At 72.4% G+C, this 16,729-nt stretch carries 11 protein-coding genes and 1 pseudogene; 10 read left to right on the top strand and 2 right to left on the bottom strand.

Translation table 11 applies throughout. The annotated features are described in order from the left end of the window. Positions 1–10: 10 nt before the first annotated feature. Both gatB and F8568_RS02940 read left to right on the top strand, forming a co-directional pair. Complete coding sequence (gatB, locus tag F8568_RS02935; RefSeq protein ID WP_151591444.1) at positions 11–1,495, top strand: Asp-tRNA(Asn)/Glu-tRNA(Gln) amidotransferase subunit GatB; 1,485 nt, start codon at positions 11–13, stop codon at positions 1,493–1,495. Between the two features lie 155 nt (positions 1,496–1,650). Beyond that, positions 1,651–2,274, top strand: a complete 624-nt coding sequence (locus F8568_RS02940) for a Uma2 family endonuclease (RefSeq protein WP_202124418.1) — start codon at positions 1,651–1,653, stop codon at positions 2,272–2,274. Between the two features lie 8 nt (positions 2,275–2,282). Here F8568_RS02940 and F8568_RS02945 read toward each other — a convergent pair whose 3' ends face one another. Next, positions 2,283–3,362 carry a PQQ-dependent sugar dehydrogenase gene (locus tag F8568_RS02945; RefSeq protein WP_202124419.1) on the bottom strand — a complete coding sequence of 360 codons (1,080 nt, stop codon included), beginning with the start codon at positions 3,360–3,362 and terminating at the stop codon, positions 2,283–2,285. A 488-nt stretch (positions 3,363–3,850) separates the two neighbouring features. On the opposite strand from F8568_RS02945, the gene F8568_RS02950 reads away from it, so the two are divergent. The 4 genes and pseudogenes from F8568_RS02950 to ilvC all read left to right on the top strand — a co-directional run bounded on the left by F8568_RS02950 (position 3,851) and on the right by ilvC (position 10,346). Further along, positions 3,851–6,745, top strand: a complete 2,895-nt coding sequence (locus tag F8568_RS02950) for a putative bifunctional diguanylate cyclase/phosphodiesterase (protein ID WP_151591079.1) — start codon at positions 3,851–3,853, stop codon at positions 6,743–6,745. Positions 6,746–6,983: 238 nt separating this feature from the next. Continuing rightward, positions 6,984–8,753 (top strand): annotated as a pseudogene (locus F8568_RS02955) (acetolactate synthase large subunit); the annotation flags it as partial. Positions 8,754–8,758: 5 nt separating this feature from the next. Beyond that, positions 8,759–9,283: an acetolactate synthase small subunit gene (gene ilvN, locus F8568_RS02960; RefSeq protein WP_151591083.1), complete on the top strand. Its 525-nt coding sequence runs from the start codon at positions 8,759–8,761 to the stop codon at positions 9,281–9,283. A gap of 79 nt (positions 9,284–9,362) precedes the next feature. Then, entirely contained in the window at positions 9,363–10,346 is a 984-nt protein-coding gene (gene ilvC, locus F8568_RS02965; protein ID WP_151591085.1) for a ketol-acid reductoisomerase, read from the top strand. A gap of 107 nt (positions 10,347–10,453) precedes the next feature. On the opposite strand, the gene F8568_RS02970 is transcribed toward ilvC, so the two are convergent. Then, complete coding sequence (locus tag F8568_RS02970; protein WP_151591087.1) at positions 10,454–11,266, bottom strand: hypothetical protein; 813 nt, start codon at positions 11,264–11,266, stop codon at positions 10,454–10,456. Positions 11,267–11,404: 138 nt separating this feature from the next. On the opposite strand from F8568_RS02970, the gene F8568_RS02975 reads away from it, so the two are divergent. The 4 genes from F8568_RS02975 (at position 11,405) to serA (ending at position 16,449) form a co-directional block, all read left to right on the top strand. After that, positions 11,405–11,986 (top strand): PadR family transcriptional regulator, encoded by a 582-nt coding sequence (locus tag F8568_RS02975; RefSeq protein WP_151591089.1) that lies wholly within the window; start codon positions 11,405–11,407, stop codon positions 11,984–11,986. Between the two features lie 78 nt (positions 11,987–12,064). After that, the gene (locus tag F8568_RS02980; protein ID WP_328600698.1) at positions 12,065–13,588 is read left to right on the top strand and encodes a DUF2079 domain-containing protein; all 1,524 of its coding nucleotides are present in this window, start codon (positions 12,065–12,067) and stop codon (positions 13,586–13,588) included. Positions 13,589–13,972: 384 nt separating this feature from the next. Further along, positions 13,973–14,611, top strand: coding sequence for a thymidylate synthase family protein (locus tag F8568_RS02985; protein WP_328600699.1), 639 nt, complete (start codon positions 13,973–13,975; stop codon positions 14,609–14,611). 251 nt (positions 14,612–14,862) lie between these two features. Then, positions 14,863–16,449 carry a phosphoglycerate dehydrogenase gene (serA, locus tag F8568_RS02990; protein WP_151591091.1) on the top strand — a complete coding sequence of 529 codons (1,587 nt, stop codon included), beginning with the start codon at positions 14,863–14,865 and terminating at the stop codon, positions 16,447–16,449. Positions 16,450–16,729: the final 280 nt, after the last annotated feature.

Consider the following 16,729-nt stretch of genomic DNA (forward strand, 5'->3'; position numbering starts at 1 on the left):
CCCGACACTCATGCCGTACGACGAGGCGCTCGCCAAGTACGAGCCCGTCCTCGGCCTGGAGACGCACATCGAGCTCGGCACCGCGTCGAAGATGTTCTGCGGCTGCCCGACGACGTTCGGCGCGGACCCGAACACCCAGGTCTGCCCGGTCTGCCTGGGGCTGCCCGGATCGCTGCCGGTGACCAACCACGCCGCGATCGAGGGCATCATCAAGATCGGCCTGGCGCTGAACTGCACGATCGTGGAGTGGTGCCGGTTCGCCCGGAAGAACTACTTCTATCCGGACATGCCGAAGGACTTCCAGATCTCCCAGTACGACGAGCCGCTGTGCGTCGACGGCCACCTGGATGTCGAGGTCGACGGCGAGACGTACCGGATCGAGATCGAGCGCGTCCACATGGAGGAGGACACCGGCAAGTCGCTGCACGTCGGCGGCAGCACGGGCCGCATCCACGGCGCCGACCACTCCCTCGTGGACTACAACCGGGCCGGCATCCCGCTGGTGGAGATCGTCACCAAGCCGATCGCCGCGACGGGCGACAAGGCGCCGCTGGTGGCCCGCGCGTACGCGACGGAGCTGCGCGAGCTGGTCCGCTCGCTCGGGGTTTCGGACGTCCGCATGGAGGAGGGCTCCATGCGGTGCGACGTGAACGTGTCGCTGATGCCGCGCGGCGCGTCGCAGTGGGGCACCCGCACCGAGACCAAGAACGTCAACTCGCTGCGCTCGGTGGAGCGCGCCGTCCGGTCGGAGATCGAGCGGCAGGCGGGCGTGCTGGACGCGGGGGAGCGGGTCGTCCAGGAGACCCGGCACTTCCACGAGGACACCGGCCGCAGCACGAGCGGGCGCAGCAAGGAGGAGGCGCAGGACTACCGCTACTTCCCCGAGCCCGACCTGGTGCCGATGGCGCCGTCGCGGGAGTGGGTGGAGGAGCTGCGGGCGTCGCTGCCCGAGCTGCCCGCCGCGCGGCGCCGCCGCGTCCAGGCGGAGTGGGGCCTGTCGGACCTGGAGCTGCGCGACGTCGTGAACGCCGGCGCCGTCGACCTGATCGAGGCGACGATCGCGGCGGGCGCGGACGCCGGCGCGGCCCGCAAGTGGTGGATGAACGAGCTGTCGCGGCGCGCGACCGAGCAGAACGTGGAACTGGCCGAGCTGCCGATCACGCCGGAGCAGGTCGCGCGGATCCAGGCGATGGTGTCGGCCGGCGAGCTGAACGACAAGCTGGCCCGGCAGGTGTTCGAGGGCGTCCTCGCCGGTGAGGGCGGTCCGGACGAGGTCGTCGCGGCCCGCGGCCTGAAGGTCGTCAGCGACGAGGGCGAGCTGGCCTCGATCATCGACCAGGTGATCGCGGACAACGCCGCCGTGGCCGACAAGATCCGCTCCGGTAAGGTCGCCGCCGCCGGCGCCCTCGTCGGCGCCGTGATGAAGGCGACCCGCGGCCAGGCCGACGCCGGCCGCGCCCGCGAGCTGATCCTCGAAAAGCTCGCCGCCTCCTGACGCCCCCGCCGTGCCGCGGGCCCCCCCCCCGGGACGGCGGCGCCGACCATCGGCACGAAAAGTCATCATGTAACTGCGTATTGTCACTCCCTGCGCCATCTGCAGGCCTTAGTCTGGGTACACATGCGCAGGCGTGATCGGAAAGGGACACCGAAGTGACGGCGCTGCCCGACGACTACTGGCTGCTGAGCATCACTCGTCAGCCCGAGCAGATGACGGCGGAGGAGTACGAGGCACTCCCCGAGGACATCTCGAAGATGATCGAGGTCGTTGACGGCTACGTCGCCTTCTGCGAATCGCCGACGCGTGACCACCAGAGGGCGGTCCGGCGGCTGGCTCAGCTCGTCGAGAACAACGCCCGGTCGGCCATGGGACGCGGACACGACTGTATGGAAGTGGATTTCGACGTCGACTTGAGGATTCGCGATGTCCCTCTGTGCAACAGGCGCCCCGACGTCGTCCTCTACAAGTGCCTCGATCGGAAGAACAACGAGCGTCTCCGCGCCGAACATGCCCTACTCGTCGTCGAGGTCGTCTCGCCGGGCTCTGAGACGGCGGACACGACCGACAAACTGGGCGAGTACGCCAGGGCGGGGATCCCGCACTATTGGATCGTGCGGCTCGATGCGACGGGGGTCTCGGCCATCGAGAGGTATCAGCTCGATCGGGGCGCCATGCTCTACAAACACGTGAACACCCTGATGAAGGACGAGCGTGGGGTGCCGGACGTGGGCAACCCGATCCCGATCACCATCGACTGGGCTGAGCTGGAGTACTGAAGGCGGCATCACTTCGGTGGGACGGTGATGATGCGGTCGTCGGTCTTGGTGGGGGTGCCGCGGCCGTCGCGGTTGCTGGTGGTGAGCCACAGCGAGCCGTCCGGGGCGCGGACGGCGGCGCGCAGCCGGCCGTAGGTGCCCTCGAAGCGGGCGATGGGGCGGCCGACCTTCCCGTCGGCGGACAGCGGGATCTGCCAGAGCCGTTCGCCACGCAGGGCGGCGGCCCACAGGGAGCCGTTCGCGTAGGCGAGGCCGGACGGGGACGCCTCGGACGTCCTCCAGGTCAGCAGCGGGTTCGTGAAGCCCTTGCGGTTGCCGAAGCCCTCGACGACCGGCCAGCCGTAGTCGCGGCCCTTCTCGATGAGGTTGATCTCGTCGAAGCTGTCCTGACCGAACTCGGTGGCGTAGAGGCGGCCCGTCGGGTCCCAGGCGAGGCCCTGGACGTTGCGGTGGCCGTACGTCCAGACGCGGGTGCCGAACGGGTTGCCGGGCGCGGGCTTCCCGTCGGGCGTGACGCAGAGGATCTTCCCGGCGAGGGAGTTCTTGTCCTGCGCCTTCTCGCCCTCGCCGGTCTCGCCGGTGGTGATGTACAGCATCCGGCCGGGGCCGAACGCCAGGCGCCCGCCGTTGTGGATCTCGCCCTTGGGGATGCCGGTCACGATCGGGCGCGGCGTGCCGAGCCGGCCGTCGTAGGAGGCGCGGACGACGCGGTTGTCGGTCGCGGACGTGTAGTACAGGAAGATCTGGTGGTCCTGCACGTACCCGGGGGAGACGGCGACGCCGAGCAGCCCGCCCTCGCCCGCCGCGTCGACGCCGGGAACGGTCCCGATCACGGTGACCGCGCCGGACGGGGTGACCCGCAGCAGCCGCGCCGAGTCACGTTCGGTCACGATCGCGTCACCGTCGGGTAGGAACGAGATGGCCCAAGGGATCTTCAGGCCGGTGACCAGAACCCGGGGCGCGCCGGGCGCGGTGGTGCCGCCGGACGGCAGCGGCGGCGGGGTCCGCGCACCGCCCGTGTCCTTCGCGGGCGACGACGAGCAGCCCGCCAGGACCAGCGCGGCAAGGACGATCAGGTGCTTGCGCATGAGAACGCCTCCCGTCCCCAGCATGACACTTCGACGTCGCGGGCACCGCACCGTCCCGTTGCCGCGTCCACAGCGGACGGCGCGGGACAAGGGGCGCACGGGGCCGCTCAAGGCCCCGAACGCGGTCACCCAGCGTGATGCCGGGCAAGGCGCCGATTGGGTGACGATCGCGTTTCGGACGTCCCAAACAGATCGCCGACAAGGCGGTTCGTCGCCATGAGGACGCCCAGCCTCAATCGGTCCGTGACCTACGGAACGTACTCTGAGCATCACGGTGATCCCGCAGTGCAGCAACGTCGCTGATCTCCGGCCGGCGCATCCGATGCGCCGCCGACCCGCGCCGACCCTGCGCGGGGCACGATCCACGACCCTCCGGCCGTTATCCCTGCGACCGGAAGAGGTCTCCGGACCCAAGTCCCCTCTGGCGCACCGCCGCGACCGCGAGGGACGGACACAGCTCCCCGCGGGGCAGGAAGGGACACGGCGCGATGAGCGGCGAGAACGCCAGGCGGATGCCGCCGCGGGCGGTGCCGGTCGCCATGGCCGCGATCGTCGGCGTCCTGTACGCCACCGGGTCGCTGCTCGGCTGGGGCGGCACGGCCTTCATCGCCTGGACGGAGGCGGTCGCCGCGGGCGCCGCCGCGGTCTCGCTGCTGATGTCGGCGGGACGGCCGAAGGGCGCCGCCGCGGACGCCGGCGACGTCGGGATCTTCCGGCGGGTGTCGTCCGGCGGGATCTGGCGGGCGTCGTGGCGCTGGTACGGCGTCGCCGCCGCGGGCTGGTTCGGGGGCGCGGTCGGCAGCGCGCTGGACGGCCACGTCCCGCGCAGCGCCCTGTCCCTGTCGGTCCCGGACCTGTTCTACCTGCTGGCCGCGCTGGCGCTGGTCATCGGCCTGATCGTGCCGGTGCGGCTGTCGCGCGACGTGGGGATGTGGCTGCGCTACCTGGCCGATACCTACGTCTGCGCGTGCGCGATGTTCGTGCTCGGCTGGGTCGCGATCTTCGGCTCGCTGTACCACCGGTCCGGCGAGTCGGCGTCGGAGTTCCTGCTCGAGGTGCTGTACCCGCTGATCGACGTGGTGCTGGTGTGCGGGGCGCTGCCGTTCGCGCTGGGCGCGGCGCGCGGCCGGCGGCGGCTCGCGTGGATGGGGTTCGGGGCGCTGGCGGCGTTCGCGACCGCCGACGTGGTGACGACGTTCGTCCGGCTGGACGGCGGCGGGCCGTCCGACGACCCGTCCGACATCCTGCGGCTCGCCGGGCTGCTGCTGCTCCTGCTGGTGCCGTGGACCGGCCCCGCGCCTGCGGCGGAGCCGGACGGCCCGTCCGACGACGTCCCGGCGGACGCCCTGCCGGCGGGCGGCGCGCCGGAGCCCGACGAGCGCGGCCGGATGATCGGCCCGGGGCTGGCGCCGGCGGCGGTCGCCGCGGCCGCCTCCCTGTTCGTCGCGGGGCAGTCGCTGACCGGCGACAACGGGCTGGAGCCGGTGGTGTCGATCGTGGCGGGGTCGGCGGCGCTGGTGCTGCTGGCGCGGCTGGCGGGCCTGCTGCGGGAGAACGACCGGCTGCGCCGCGCCGTGGAGGCGAGCGAGGAGCACTTCCGCGCGCTGTCGGAGAGCAGCAACGACGCGGTGCTGATCTGCGACCTCGACGCGACCGTCCAGTACGCGAGCGCGGGCGCGCTGCGCACCTACCACTACGAGCCCGAGGAGCTGCTCGGGCGGCCGCTGCACGAGATCATCCATCCGGAGGACCTGCCGTGCGTCCAGGAGGCGTTCACCGAGTTCCTGGACGAGGAGGACGCCGCCGGCGGGGACCGTCCGGGGGCCACCGGCTCGCTGCGGGTGTCGTGCCGTGTGCGCGCGGCGGACGGCACGTGGCTGCCGACCGAGTCGACGATCTCCCGGTACGCGGGGACGGGCGAGGCGCCGGGGCGGCTGCTCGTCACCACCCGGGACCTGAGCGAGCAGGCGGCGCTGCAGCGGCAGGTCGCGCACCTGACGTTCCACGACGGGCTGACGGGCCTGCCGAACCGGTCGTACTTCGAGGAGCGGACCCGGGAGGTGCTGGCGCAGCAGCGACCGGGCGGCCGGGTCGCGGTGGTGTTCGTCGACATGGACGGGTTCACCGACGTCAACGACTCGGCGGGGCACGCCGCGGGGGACCAGGTGCTGGCGCAGGCGGCGCGGCGGCTGCGCGCCAACGTGCAGGCCGACGACACGGTGGCGCGGTGGGGCGGCGACGAGTTCGCGGTGCTGGTGCAGCTTCCGTCCGACGACCGGGAGACCCGCGCGGCGGTGGAGCTGGCAGGGCGGCTGCTGCGGGTGCTGTCGGTCGACCCGTACCAGGTGGGCAGCAAGCAGATCGTGCTGACGGCGAGCGTCGGGATCGCGTTCGCCGGGGACGAGGAGGCGCCCGCGGGCCCGGCGAAGGGCCGGGGCGGCGACGCGGGCCGGCGGCTGCGCCGGACCGCCGCGGACCTGATCCGCAACGGCGACCTGGCGATGGCGCGGGCGAAGGAGCTGGGCGGCGGCCGCGTCGAGGTGTTCGCGCCGCACATGCACGCCGACGTGGTGCGGCGGCTGGAGCTCGGCAGCGACCTGCAGCGGGCGCTCGCCGAGGAGCAGTTCGCGGTGGAGTTCCAGCCGGTGGTGGACCTCGCGACGTCCCGGGTGACCGGGGTGGAGGCGCTGCTGCGCTGGTGGCGGGGGAGCGAGTCGGTGCCGCCGGAGGAGTTCATCGGGCCGGCGGAGGAGTCCGGGCTGATGATCCCGCTCGGCGACTGGGTGCTGCGGGAGGCGTGCCGGGAGGTGGCGCGGTGGCGCCGCGACTCCTGGGACGTCGGCCTGTCGGTGAACTTCACCGCCCGGCAGATCGCCGCGCCGCGGTTCGTGGAGTCGGTGGCGGCGGCGCTGGAGGAGACGGGGCTGCCGCCGCAGGCGCTGACGCTGGAGGTCCGCGAGGAGGTGCTCGTCGAGGACGGCGGGCAGAACGTGGCGCGGCTGTCGGAGCTGCGCGACCTCGGCGTCCGGCTGGCGATCGACGACTTCGGCACCGGGTACGCGTCGCTGGCCTACCTCGGCCAGCTGCCGGTGGACATCATCAAGATCGACCCGTCGTTCGTGGCGGGGCTCGGCTCGGACGAGACGCTGTCGCTGCTGACCCGGACGATCGTCCGGCTGGGCCGCGACCTGGGGCTGACCGTGGTGGCGGAGGGCATCGAGCGGCCGGAGCAGCTGGAGCTGCTGCGCGCGATGGACTGCCCGCGCGGCCAGGGCTTCCTGGTGGCGCGCCCGATGGCGGCCGGACGGGTGGAGTCGCTGGTCCGGACGAACCTCACGGCACAGGATCTACCAGGCGATCTGCCGCTTCCGCTGCCGGGCTGACCGGGCCGGTTCCGCCGGGAATCCATCTCAGATGGCGAGATTTCTTGTCCACGGATTTGACCGGCGGCCGGATCTCGGCGAAAGTGGCTCCGTGCAGAACACCACCACCATCCTCGTAGTACTTGGTCGGCGCGCAGGCTGACCAAGCTCACCGACCTGCGCGCCTCCCCTCGACCGCTTCCGGCGGCGGGGGTTTTTTGTTGCCCGGCGAGCCCCAGACTTCTCTCCCAAGGAAACTCCAGACATGACGACCGAACAGATGACGGGAGCCCAGGCGCTGGTCCGCGCCCTGGAGAACGTCGGCGTCGACACCGTGTTCGGCATCCCGGGAGGCGCGATCCTCCCGGCCTACGACCCGCTGTTCGACTCGGACAGGCTGCGCCACATCCTCGTCCGGCACGAGCAGGGCGCCGGCCACGCCGCGCAGGGCTACGCGATGGTCACCGGCAAGGTCGGGGTGTGCATGGCCACCTCCGGGCCGGGCGCGACCAACCTCGTCACCGCGATCTCCGACGCCTACATGGACTCGGTGCCGATGGTGGCGATCACCGGCCAGGTCGCGACGTCCCTCATCGGGACCGACGGCTTCCAGGAGGCCGACATCGCCGGGATCACGATGCCGATCACCAAGCACAACTTCCTGGTCACCCGGGCCGAGGACATCGCCCGCACCATCGCCGAGGCGTTCCACATCGCCGGCACCGGCCGGCCCGGACCCGTCCTGGTCGACATCGCCAAGGACGCGATGCAGGCCGTGGTCGAGTTCCAGTGGCCCGTCCAGCTCCAGCTCCCCGGGTACCGGCCCGTCACCCGGCCGCACTCCAAGCAGGTCCGCGAGGCGGCACGGCTGATCGTCGAGGCGGAGCGCCCGGTGCTGTACGTCGGCGGCGGCGTGCTGAAGGCCGGCGCGGCCGCCGAGCTGAAGGTGCTCGCCGAGCTGACCGGCGCCCCGGTCGTCACCACGCTGATGGCCAAGGGCGCGCTGCCCGACAGCCACCCGCTGCACATGGGCATGCCGGGTATGCACGGCGGCGTCGGGGCGGTCGGCGCGCTGCAGCGCTCGGACCTGATGGTCGCGCTCGGCGCCCGGTTCGACGACCGGGTCACCGGAAAGCTCGACGGGTTCGCCCCGCACGCCAAGGTCGTGCACGCCGACATCGACCCGGCGGAGATCTCCAAGAACCGGCACGCGGACGTCCCGATCGTCGGCGACGCCCGCGAGGTCATCGCCGACCTGATCGTCGCGGTGCAGAACGAGCACGAGGCGGGCCGCAAGGGCGACTACGAGGAGTGGTGGCGGCAGCTGAACGCCTGGCGCGACACCTACCCGCTCGGCTACGACGCCCCCGAGGACGGCTCGCTGTCCCCGCAGTACGTCATCGAGCGGATCGGGCAGATCGCCGGGCCGGACGCCTACTACGTCGCGGGCGTCGGCCAGCACCAGATGTGGGCGGCGCAGTTCATCAAGTACGAGCGGCCGGGCGCGTTCCTGAACTCCGGCGGCGCCGGGACGATGGGGTACTCGGTCCCGGCGGCGATGGGCGCCAAGGTCGGCGCGCCGGACGCCACGGTCTGGGCGATCGACGGCGACGGCTGCTTCCAGATGACCAACCAGGAGCTCGCCACCTGCGCGATCGAGGGCATCCCGGTCAAGGTCGCCGTGATCAACAACGGTAACCTCGGCATGGTCCGGCAGTGGCAGACGCTGTTCTACGACGGCCGCTACTCCAACACCGGCCTGCAGCCCCGGGAAGAGCACACCGCCAAGCGGATCCCCGACTTCGTCAAGCTCGCCGAGGCCTACGGCTGCGTCGGGCTGCGCTGCGAGAAGGCCGAGGACGTGGACGCCGTCATCGCCAAGGCGATGGAGATCGACGACGCGCCCGTCGTCATCGACTTCGTGGTGCACAAGGACGCGATGGTCTGGCCGATGGTCGCCGCCGGCACCAGCAACGACGACATCAAGATCGCGCGGGACATGGCGCCCGAGTGGGAGAACGGAGACTGACCGCGATGAGCTCGCACACCCTCTCGGTCCTGGTGGAGAACAAGCCGGGCATCCTCGCGCGGGTCGCGGCCCTGTTCTCGCGCCGCGGCTTCAACATCGAGTCCCTTGCGGTCGGCACCACCGAGCACCCGGACATCTCCCGGATGACGATCGTGGTGAACGTCGCCGAGCTGCCGCTCGAGCAGGTCACCAAGCAGCTGAACAAGCTGATCAACGTGCTGAAGATCGTCGAGCTGGAGCCGCAGGCGTCGGTCCAGCGCGAGCTCGTGCTGGTCAAGGTCCGCGCGGACGCCGAGACCCGTTCGCAGGTCCTGGAGACGGTCACGCTGTTCCGTGCCAAGGTGGTGGACGTGGCGCCCGACGCGGTCACGATCGAGGCCACCGGCAACCGCGACAAGCTGGACGCGTTCATCAAGGTCCTCGAGCCGTTCGGGATCAAGGAACTGGTCCAGTCCGGCATGGTGGCCATCGGACGCGGCGCCCGGTCCATCACCGACCGCTCGCTGCGCGCGATCGAGCGCAGCGCCTGAACCGACGCCCCGACCGGGCGCGCGGCCCGGCCCGAGACGTGAAAACCCATCGAAGAAAGGCAACAGCACTGTGGCTGAGATGTTCTACGACGACGCCGCCGACCTGAGCGTGATCCAGGGCCGGCACGTCGCGATCATCGGGTACGGCAGCCAGGGGCACGCGCACGCGCTGTCGCTGCGCGACTCCGGCGTCGACGTGCGGGTCGGGCTCCGCGAGGGGTCGGCCAGCCGGGAGAAGGCGGAGGCCGAGGGCCTGCGCGTGGTCACCCCGGCGGAGGCGGCCGAGGAGGCCGACCTCGTCATGCTGCTGGCCCCCGACCACCACCACCGCGAGATCTTCGAGAAGGACATCAAGCCGGCCCTCGTCGAGGGCGACGCGCTGTTCTTCGGGCACGGCTTCAGCATCCGGTACGGCCTCGTCCAGCCGCCGGAGGGCGTGGACGTGGCGATGGTCGCGCCGAAGGGCCCGGGCCACCTCGTCCGCCGCCAGTTCGTCGCGGGCCGCGGCGTCCCGGTGATCGTGGCGGTGGAGAGGGACGCCTCCGGCAACGCATGGCCGCTGGCGCTGTCGTACGCCAAGGGCATCGGCGGCCTGCGCGCGGGCGGCATCAAGACGACCTTCACCGAGGAGACCGAGACCGACCTGTTCGGCGAGCAGGCCGTGCTGTGCGGCGGCGCGTCCGAGCTGGTCAAGGCCGGTTTCGAGGTGCTGACCGAGGCCGGCTACCAGCCGGAGGTCGCCTACTTCGAGGTGCTGCACGAGCTGAAGCTGATCGTCGACCTCATGTACGAGGGCGGCATCTCCAAGATGTACTGGTCGGTCTCCGACAACGCCGAGTACGGCGGCTACAGCCGCGGCCCGCGCGTGATCACGCCGGAGACCAAGGCCGCGATGAAGAAGCTCCTCGGCGAGATCCAGTCCGGCGAGTACGCCAAGGAGCTGGTGGAGGAGTTCGAGGGCGGCCAGGCCCAGTTCGGCAAGTACCGCGAGCAGCTCGCCGAACACCCGATCGAGAAGACCGGCGCGGAGCTGCGCCCGATGATGAGCTGGATCAACGACTGACCGCTGCCTGGAGCGGAGCTTCAGCGGAGTGGAAGGCGGCGGTCAGTCTGGCTTTTGCCGCGGGGTGTGGGGGGCGGGCGCGCGGGCCCGCCCCCCTTCCGCGTTCCTCAGCGCGGGGTTGCCGAGCGGGAGAGGCGGCGGCGGAGGCGGGCGCGCAGGGACGTGGCGCCGGCGTCCTCGCGGACGACCAGCGCCAGGTGGCCGCCCTTGGTGAAGTACACCGAGACGTGGTGGCCGCCGACGGGGCGCCGCTGCGGCGCGGTCTTCAGGCCGTCCGCGCGGCGGGAGCCGAAGCGGGCCTCCCGGGTCACGCCGTGCGCGGTCGCGGCGACGTGCACGTCCCAGCGGCCGGGCTCGACGCCGGACGGGTCGGCGAGCGCCTCGAAGCCGCCGGTGCCCGTGCCGGGCGCGGGACGCGGGTCGGCGGGGAAGGCGTGCTCCCTGCCGGTCGTCCGCTCGCGCAGGACGACCTCGACGGCCGTCCGGTTCGTCTCGACGCGCTCCAGCATCGCGGTGCCGCGGATCCGCACCCGCCGGCCCTGCCAGGACACGGCGTCGAGGCGGTGCTCGACGCCGACCTCGGTGGTGATGTCGGCGTCCTGGCGGGGGACGCCGCGCAGGTAGGGGTACATCGCGTAGATCCTGCCGCCGACCACGACGGCGCCCGCCGGGCTGCCCTCCACCTCGTCGCGGATCAGCCGCTCCAGCTCGTCGCGCAGGCCGTACTGGATGCAGAACGCGCGCAGCCGGTCGGCGGCGGGCAGCGCGGCGCGGGCGGCGTCGCTGAGGCCCTCGTCGCCGATGACCCGGCGGGTGCCGTCGACGAGCCGTTCGCGCTGCCGGCGGTCGAGGTCGAGATAACGGTGGTCGTACACGCGCAGGACGTCGCGCAGGACGCTGATCGTGCTGTCGGAGGTCACGCTTCTCTCCTGATCGTCCGGGGACATGGTCACGTTAAGGCGTGAGATGGTCGCGCACAGTGAAATTCCGGTAGCGTGTCCTTCGGGATGCATACGCGGTATTGCGCTAGGGATACCGCGTATGCATACTCGGTGTCCATGTCCATACGTCACGGCCTGCTGGCCCTGCTGTCCCAGGGCCCCCGCTACGGCTACCAGCTGCGCGCCGAGTTCGAGGCGTCCACCGGATCGTCCTGGCCGCTCAACATCGGGCAGGTGTACTCCACGCTGTCCCGGCTGGAGCGCGACGAGCTGGTCACCCGCGTCGGGGCCGACGACGAGGGCCGGTTCGTCTACCGGATCACCCCGGCCGGCGAGGCGGACGTGCGGGAGTGGTTCGCCACCCCGGTGGCCCGCGCCGACCGCCCCCGCGACGAGCTGGCGATCAAGCTCGCGATGGCCGTCACCGCGCCCGGCGTGGACGCCCGTCAGGTCGTCCAGGCGCAGCGCACCGCCACCCTGCGCACCCTGCAGGACCTCACCCGGGCGAAGGCCGCCGCGCCCGCCGACCCCGCCGACCGGGGCGACCGCGCGTGGCGGCTCGTCCTGGAGTCGATGATCTTCCAGACGGAGGCCGAGGTCCGCTGGCTCGACCACTGCGAGGCGTTCGTCGTCCGGACCGCCCCCGCCGCGCCGCGCGCCGGCTCGCCGGAGGCGCGCACCGAGGAGACGACCCGCTGAGCGTGCTCGCGATGCGGAAGGTGCGGGCCGGCCGAGGCTTGTCGGCGGTCTCGCGAGCGGGCTGGTAGCGTCCGGCCCGTGGCGGAGGCGGAGGCTGTCGCGGTGGAGGAGCCGGCCGGCGGCGCCGGACGCCCCGGCGCGGGAGAGCGGCGGCGCGTCTGGGCGCTCGCCGCGCTGGTCGCCGCGAGCGCCGTGCTCGACTCCGGCTACGCGCTGCTGCGCCTGCACGCGTTCCGGGCCAGCACCTACGACCTCGTGATCTTCGATCAGGCGGTCCGGTCCTACAGCCGGTTCGGCGCGCCGGTCGCGATCGTCAAGGGCGTCCACAACGGGTTCGGGCCGGGCTTCTCCGTCCTCGGCGACCACTTCTCGCCGATCCTCGCCGTGCTGGCGCCGCTGTACTGGATCCACGACGGCCCGGGCACGCTGCTGGTCGCGCAGGGCGTGCTGTTCGCGCTGGCGATCGTGCCGATCTGGCGGTTCGCCGAGCGCCGGCTCGGTGCGCGCGGCGCGTACTGCGCGGCGGCGGCGTACGCGCTGTCGTGGCCGGTCGCCGAGGCGCTGGCGTTCGACTTCCACGAGGTCGCGTTCGTCCCGCTGCTGTCGGCGGTGATGATCGAGCGCTACGACGCCGGGCGGCGCGGCCGGGCGGCGCTCGCCGCGTTCCTCCTGCTGCTGGTCAAGGAGGACATGGGGCTGCTGCTCGCGGGGTTCGGGCTGTTCCTGCTGACCCGCCGCGGCGAGCGGCGCGCGGGCCTGGCGTACGCGGCCTGCGGCGTCGCCGCGACCGCGGTCTGCTCCAAGATCGCGATCGCGGCGTTCGGCGGCGACAACGACTACTACTGGGCGTACACCTCGCTCGGCCGCGACCTGCCCCACGCCGCCGCGCACGTCCTGCTGCACCCGTGGGACGCGGTCGCGGCGATCGGGACGCCGCCGGCCAAGCTCGCCATGATGGGGCTGCTCGTCCTGCCGCTGCTGCTGCTCCCGCTGGCGTCCCCGCTGACGCTGGTCGTCCTGCCGCCGCTGGCCGAGCGGATGCTCGCCGACCGCTTCGCCAACTGGTGGTCGCCGCACTACCACTACAACGCGTTCATCGTCGCGGCGCTCGTCCTGGCCTCGGTGGACGGAGCCGCGCGCCTGCGCCGCAACCCCTGGCTGCGCTCCCGCGTCCGCCTGCGCGGGCGGGTCGCAGAGGGGCTGCGCCCGGCGTGGGTCCCCGCGGCCGGGCTGCTGGCCGCGGCGATCGTCACCGTGCCGTTCTTCGCGTTCGGCGATCTCAGCGATCCCGCCCTCTACCGCCGCAACGAGCGCGCGTCGGCCGCCGCGGCGGCGGTCACGAAGGTCCCGGACGGGGCGCTGGTGGAGGCCGCCAACGGCGTCGGGCCCGCGCTCACCGGCCGGACCCGCGTGCTGCTGTGGGACTGGCAGCCGCGCGACGCGCCATGGGTCGTCGCGGACGTGGAACGGCGGACGTTCCCGTTCCCGTCCGTGGCCGAGCAGCAGCGGCGGGTCGCCCTGCTGGCGGCGTCCGGATACCGGCAGGTGTTCGCCCGCGACGGCTACGTCGTCCTGCACCGGGCCGGTCCGGACCCCTGGTGAGGGCGCCGCTCGCCCCGGTCCGGAAAGGCCGCGATCGTTTGGACGGATTGTCCAATGACCTTTGCGTTCCGGCGCGGTCAGAATGCCGGTGGAGATGGCTTCAAGGGGTAAAAGAACCTATCCTTTCGGCCCACCATGCCGGATACTTAAAGAAAGTCGCGACGGCCGTGGCCGGCGCGGGAGCACCTGCGCGAACACTCACGTGACCGCCGCCGGAGCGGCGTTGGGGCGAGTCCATGAGTGGTGAGATGCTGATCGGGAGCGGCCCGGCCGGGCCGGCCGGGCGCGCGGCGCAATTCCTCACCGGCGCGGCGATGCCGCGGTCAGCGAAACGCCCGTCCCGCATTGGCGGTGATCGGGCCGGCAATGGCGCGGAGAGATGACGTGCAGGCGCGAGAGGACAACGGCGTCCGGCGCTGGGAGACGTGCGGGAGGGCGTGGATCGGCGTCCTGCGGCACGTGTGGTCGGCCGGCGTCGCCGGCATGGAGGACGCGGGGCCCATCATCGAAGGGCCCCCGCTGCTGTTCGAGATCGACTCGCTCAGCTGGGAGGACCCGATCCTGCGCGAGCACGGCGACCGGGCGCGGCTCGCCCGGCGCGCCCGCGAGCGCGCCCGGGACGCGGCGGCCGGGCGGTACCGGCCGCGGCTGCACGACCTCGACGGCGTCGACCAGCTGCGCTGGGTCGTCGGCCTGCTGCGCGCGCGGCCCTGGACGACCAGCGCCTGGATCTCGCTGACGCTGCCGGGCGAGGACGCCGCCGCCGTGCCGTGCCTGACCGCCCTGTCGTTCCGCATCCGCGGCTACCGGCTGATCATGACCGGGATGTTCCGGTCCCAGGACGTGCTCCGCGCCTACCTGGCCTACGTCCCGCTGCGCGAGGTCCAGCTGCACGTGGCCGAGGAGCTCGGGCTGCCCGCCGGCCCGCTGCGGATCTTCGTGGACGTCCCGCACGTCCGGGTCGGCGACGCCGAGCGGGTCGCTGCCGTGCTGGCCGCCATGCCCGAGCCGAACGCCGCCTGAGGGACGTCCCGCGCCGGGACCGTTCCATTCCCTGCGGGCCGGCCGGACCCGGCCGACCGCGCCGTCCCGCCCGGAGGTGAGGACGATGCGGGCACGGCGGACACAACGGAGTTACCGGCCGGTCCTTCCCTGGCGCGGACCCGGCCGCCCGGCGGGGGATAGACTCGCCGCTGGGGGCGAGGGCACGACGAGGTGACTCGCGACTTCACCTGCACACCAGCCGAACATCCGACTTCCGAAGGACTGTTTCCTTGAGCAAGCCCGTCGTCCTCGTCGCAGAAGAGCTCTCCCCGGCCGGCATCGCCGTGCTGGAATCCGATTTCGAGGTCCGTCACGTCGACGGCAGCGACAAGGCCAAGCTGCTGCCCGCCGTCGCCGACGTCGACGCCCTGATCGTCCGCAGCGCCACCAAGGTCACCGCCGAGGTCTACCAGCACGCCCGCAAGCTGCGCGTGGTCGCGCGCGCCGGCGTCGGCCTCGACAACGTCGACGTGGAGGCCGCCACCAAGGCCGGCGTCATGGTCGTCAACGCGCCGACCTCCAACATCGTCACCGCCGCCGAGCACGCGATCGCGCTGCTGCTGGCCACCGCCCGGAACGTTCCGCAGGGCCACTCCGCGCTCAAGCAGGGCGAGTGGAAGCGGTCCAAGTACACCGGCGTCGAGCTGCAGGGCAAGACCGTCGGCGTGCTCGGCCTCGGCCGCATCGGCGTCCTGGTCTCCCAGCGCCTCGCCGCCTTCGACATGAACGTGATCGCGTTCGACCCGTACGTGCAGGCGGCCCGCGCGGCGCAGCTCGGCGTGAAGCTCGTCACCCTCGACGAGCTGCTCCAGCAGAGCGACTTCATCACCGTCCACCTGCCGAAGACCCCCGAGACCCTCGGCCTCGTCGGCGACCGCGAGCTGCACCAGGTCAAGCCGAGCGTGCGGATCGTCAACGCCGCGCGCGGCGGGATCGTCGACGAGGAGGCGCTCGACCTCGCGCTGAAGGACGGCCGGGTCGCCGGCGCCGGCATCGACGTGTTCAGCAGCGAGCCCTGCACCGACAGCCCGCTGTTCCACCACGACAACGTCGTCGTCACCCCGCACCTCGGCGCCAGCACCCACGAGGCGCAGGAGAAGGCGGGCACGCAGGTCGCCCGCTCGGTGAAGCTGGCGCTGTCCGGCGAGTTCGTGCCGGACGCGGTGAACGTCCAGGGCGGCGCGGTCGCCGAGGACGTCAAGCCGGGCCTGCCGCTCGCCGAGAAGCTCGGCCGGATCTTCACCGCGCTCGCCGGCGGCGTGCCCGTCCGGCTGGACGTGGTGGTGCGCGGCGAGATCGCCGAGCACGACGTCAAGGTGCTGGAGCTGGCCGCGCTCAAGGGCGTGTTCTCCGACGTCGTCGAGGAGTCGGTGACGTTCGTCAACGCGCCGCTGCTGGCCCGCGACCGGGGCGTCGAGGTCACCCTCACCACCAGCGAGGACAGCCCCGACTGGCGGAACGTGGTGCAGGTGCGCGGCACGATGGCCGACGGCGCCGTGGTGTCGGTGTCCGGCACGCTGACCGGCCCGAAGCACGCCGAGCGGATCATCGAGATCAACGGCTACAACATGGAGCTGGTGCCGACCGCGCACATGGCGTTCTTCTCCTACGTCGACCGGCCGGGCATCGTCGGCGCGGTCGGCAAGCTGCTCGGCGACGCCGAGGTCAACATCGCCGGCATGCAGGTCGGCCGGGACGCCAAGGGCGGCAAGGCGCTGATCGCGCTGACCGTCGACTCCGGCATCCCGCCGCAGCTCGTGGACGCGATCACCGCCGAGGTGGGCGCCGACATGGGCCGCCGCGTCGACCTGGACTGATCGGCGGAGTATGCGGCGGGCGGGGGTTCGGCCGTGGGCCGGGCGCCCGCCCGCCGTGTCGGTGAGCGCCCCCATGTCTCATATGCTGAGATTTTACGCCACGGGTCGGGACAGCCGCCCGGACGGCGGGTACCGTCGGATGAGTCATGCGGCGTTTCGCGGTAATCCTTCGCTGCCGCAGCGGGGCCTGATATCGGCGGGCCGGCGCCGCTGCGGAGGTTCCGCCCGGCCATGAGCCCGATTCCGCGCCCGGACCCGTGCGAACCACGCGTCCCGGCGG

The organism is Actinomadura physcomitrii, from assembly GCF_008923205.2.
Lineage (GTDB): Bacteria > Actinomycetota > Actinomycetes > Streptosporangiales > Streptosporangiaceae > Spirillospora > Spirillospora physcomitrii.

Bases quoted from the DNA above. Each gene is read 5' to 3' on its own strand.
- gatB (WP_151591444.1), top strand. From the start codon at position 11: ATGCCGTACGACGAGGCGCTCGCCAAGTACGAGCCCGTCCTCGGCCTG.
- F8568_RS02945 (WP_202124419.1), bottom strand. From the start codon at position 3,362: ATGCGCAAGCACCTGATCGTCCTTGCCGCGCTGGTCCTGGCGGGCTGC.
- F8568_RS02950 (WP_151591079.1), top strand. From the start codon at position 3,851: ATGAGCGGCGAGAACGCCAGGCGGATGCCGCCGCGGGCGGTGCCGGTC.
- ilvN (WP_151591083.1), top strand. From the start codon at position 8,759: ATGAGCTCGCACACCCTCTCGGTCCTGGTGGAGAACAAGCCGGGCATC.
- ilvC (WP_151591085.1), top strand. From the start codon at position 9,363: ATGTTCTACGACGACGCCGCCGACCTGAGCGTGATCCAGGGCCGGCAC.
- F8568_RS02975 (WP_151591089.1), top strand. From the start codon at position 11,405: ATGTCCATACGTCACGGCCTGCTGGCCCTGCTGTCCCAGGGCCCCCGC.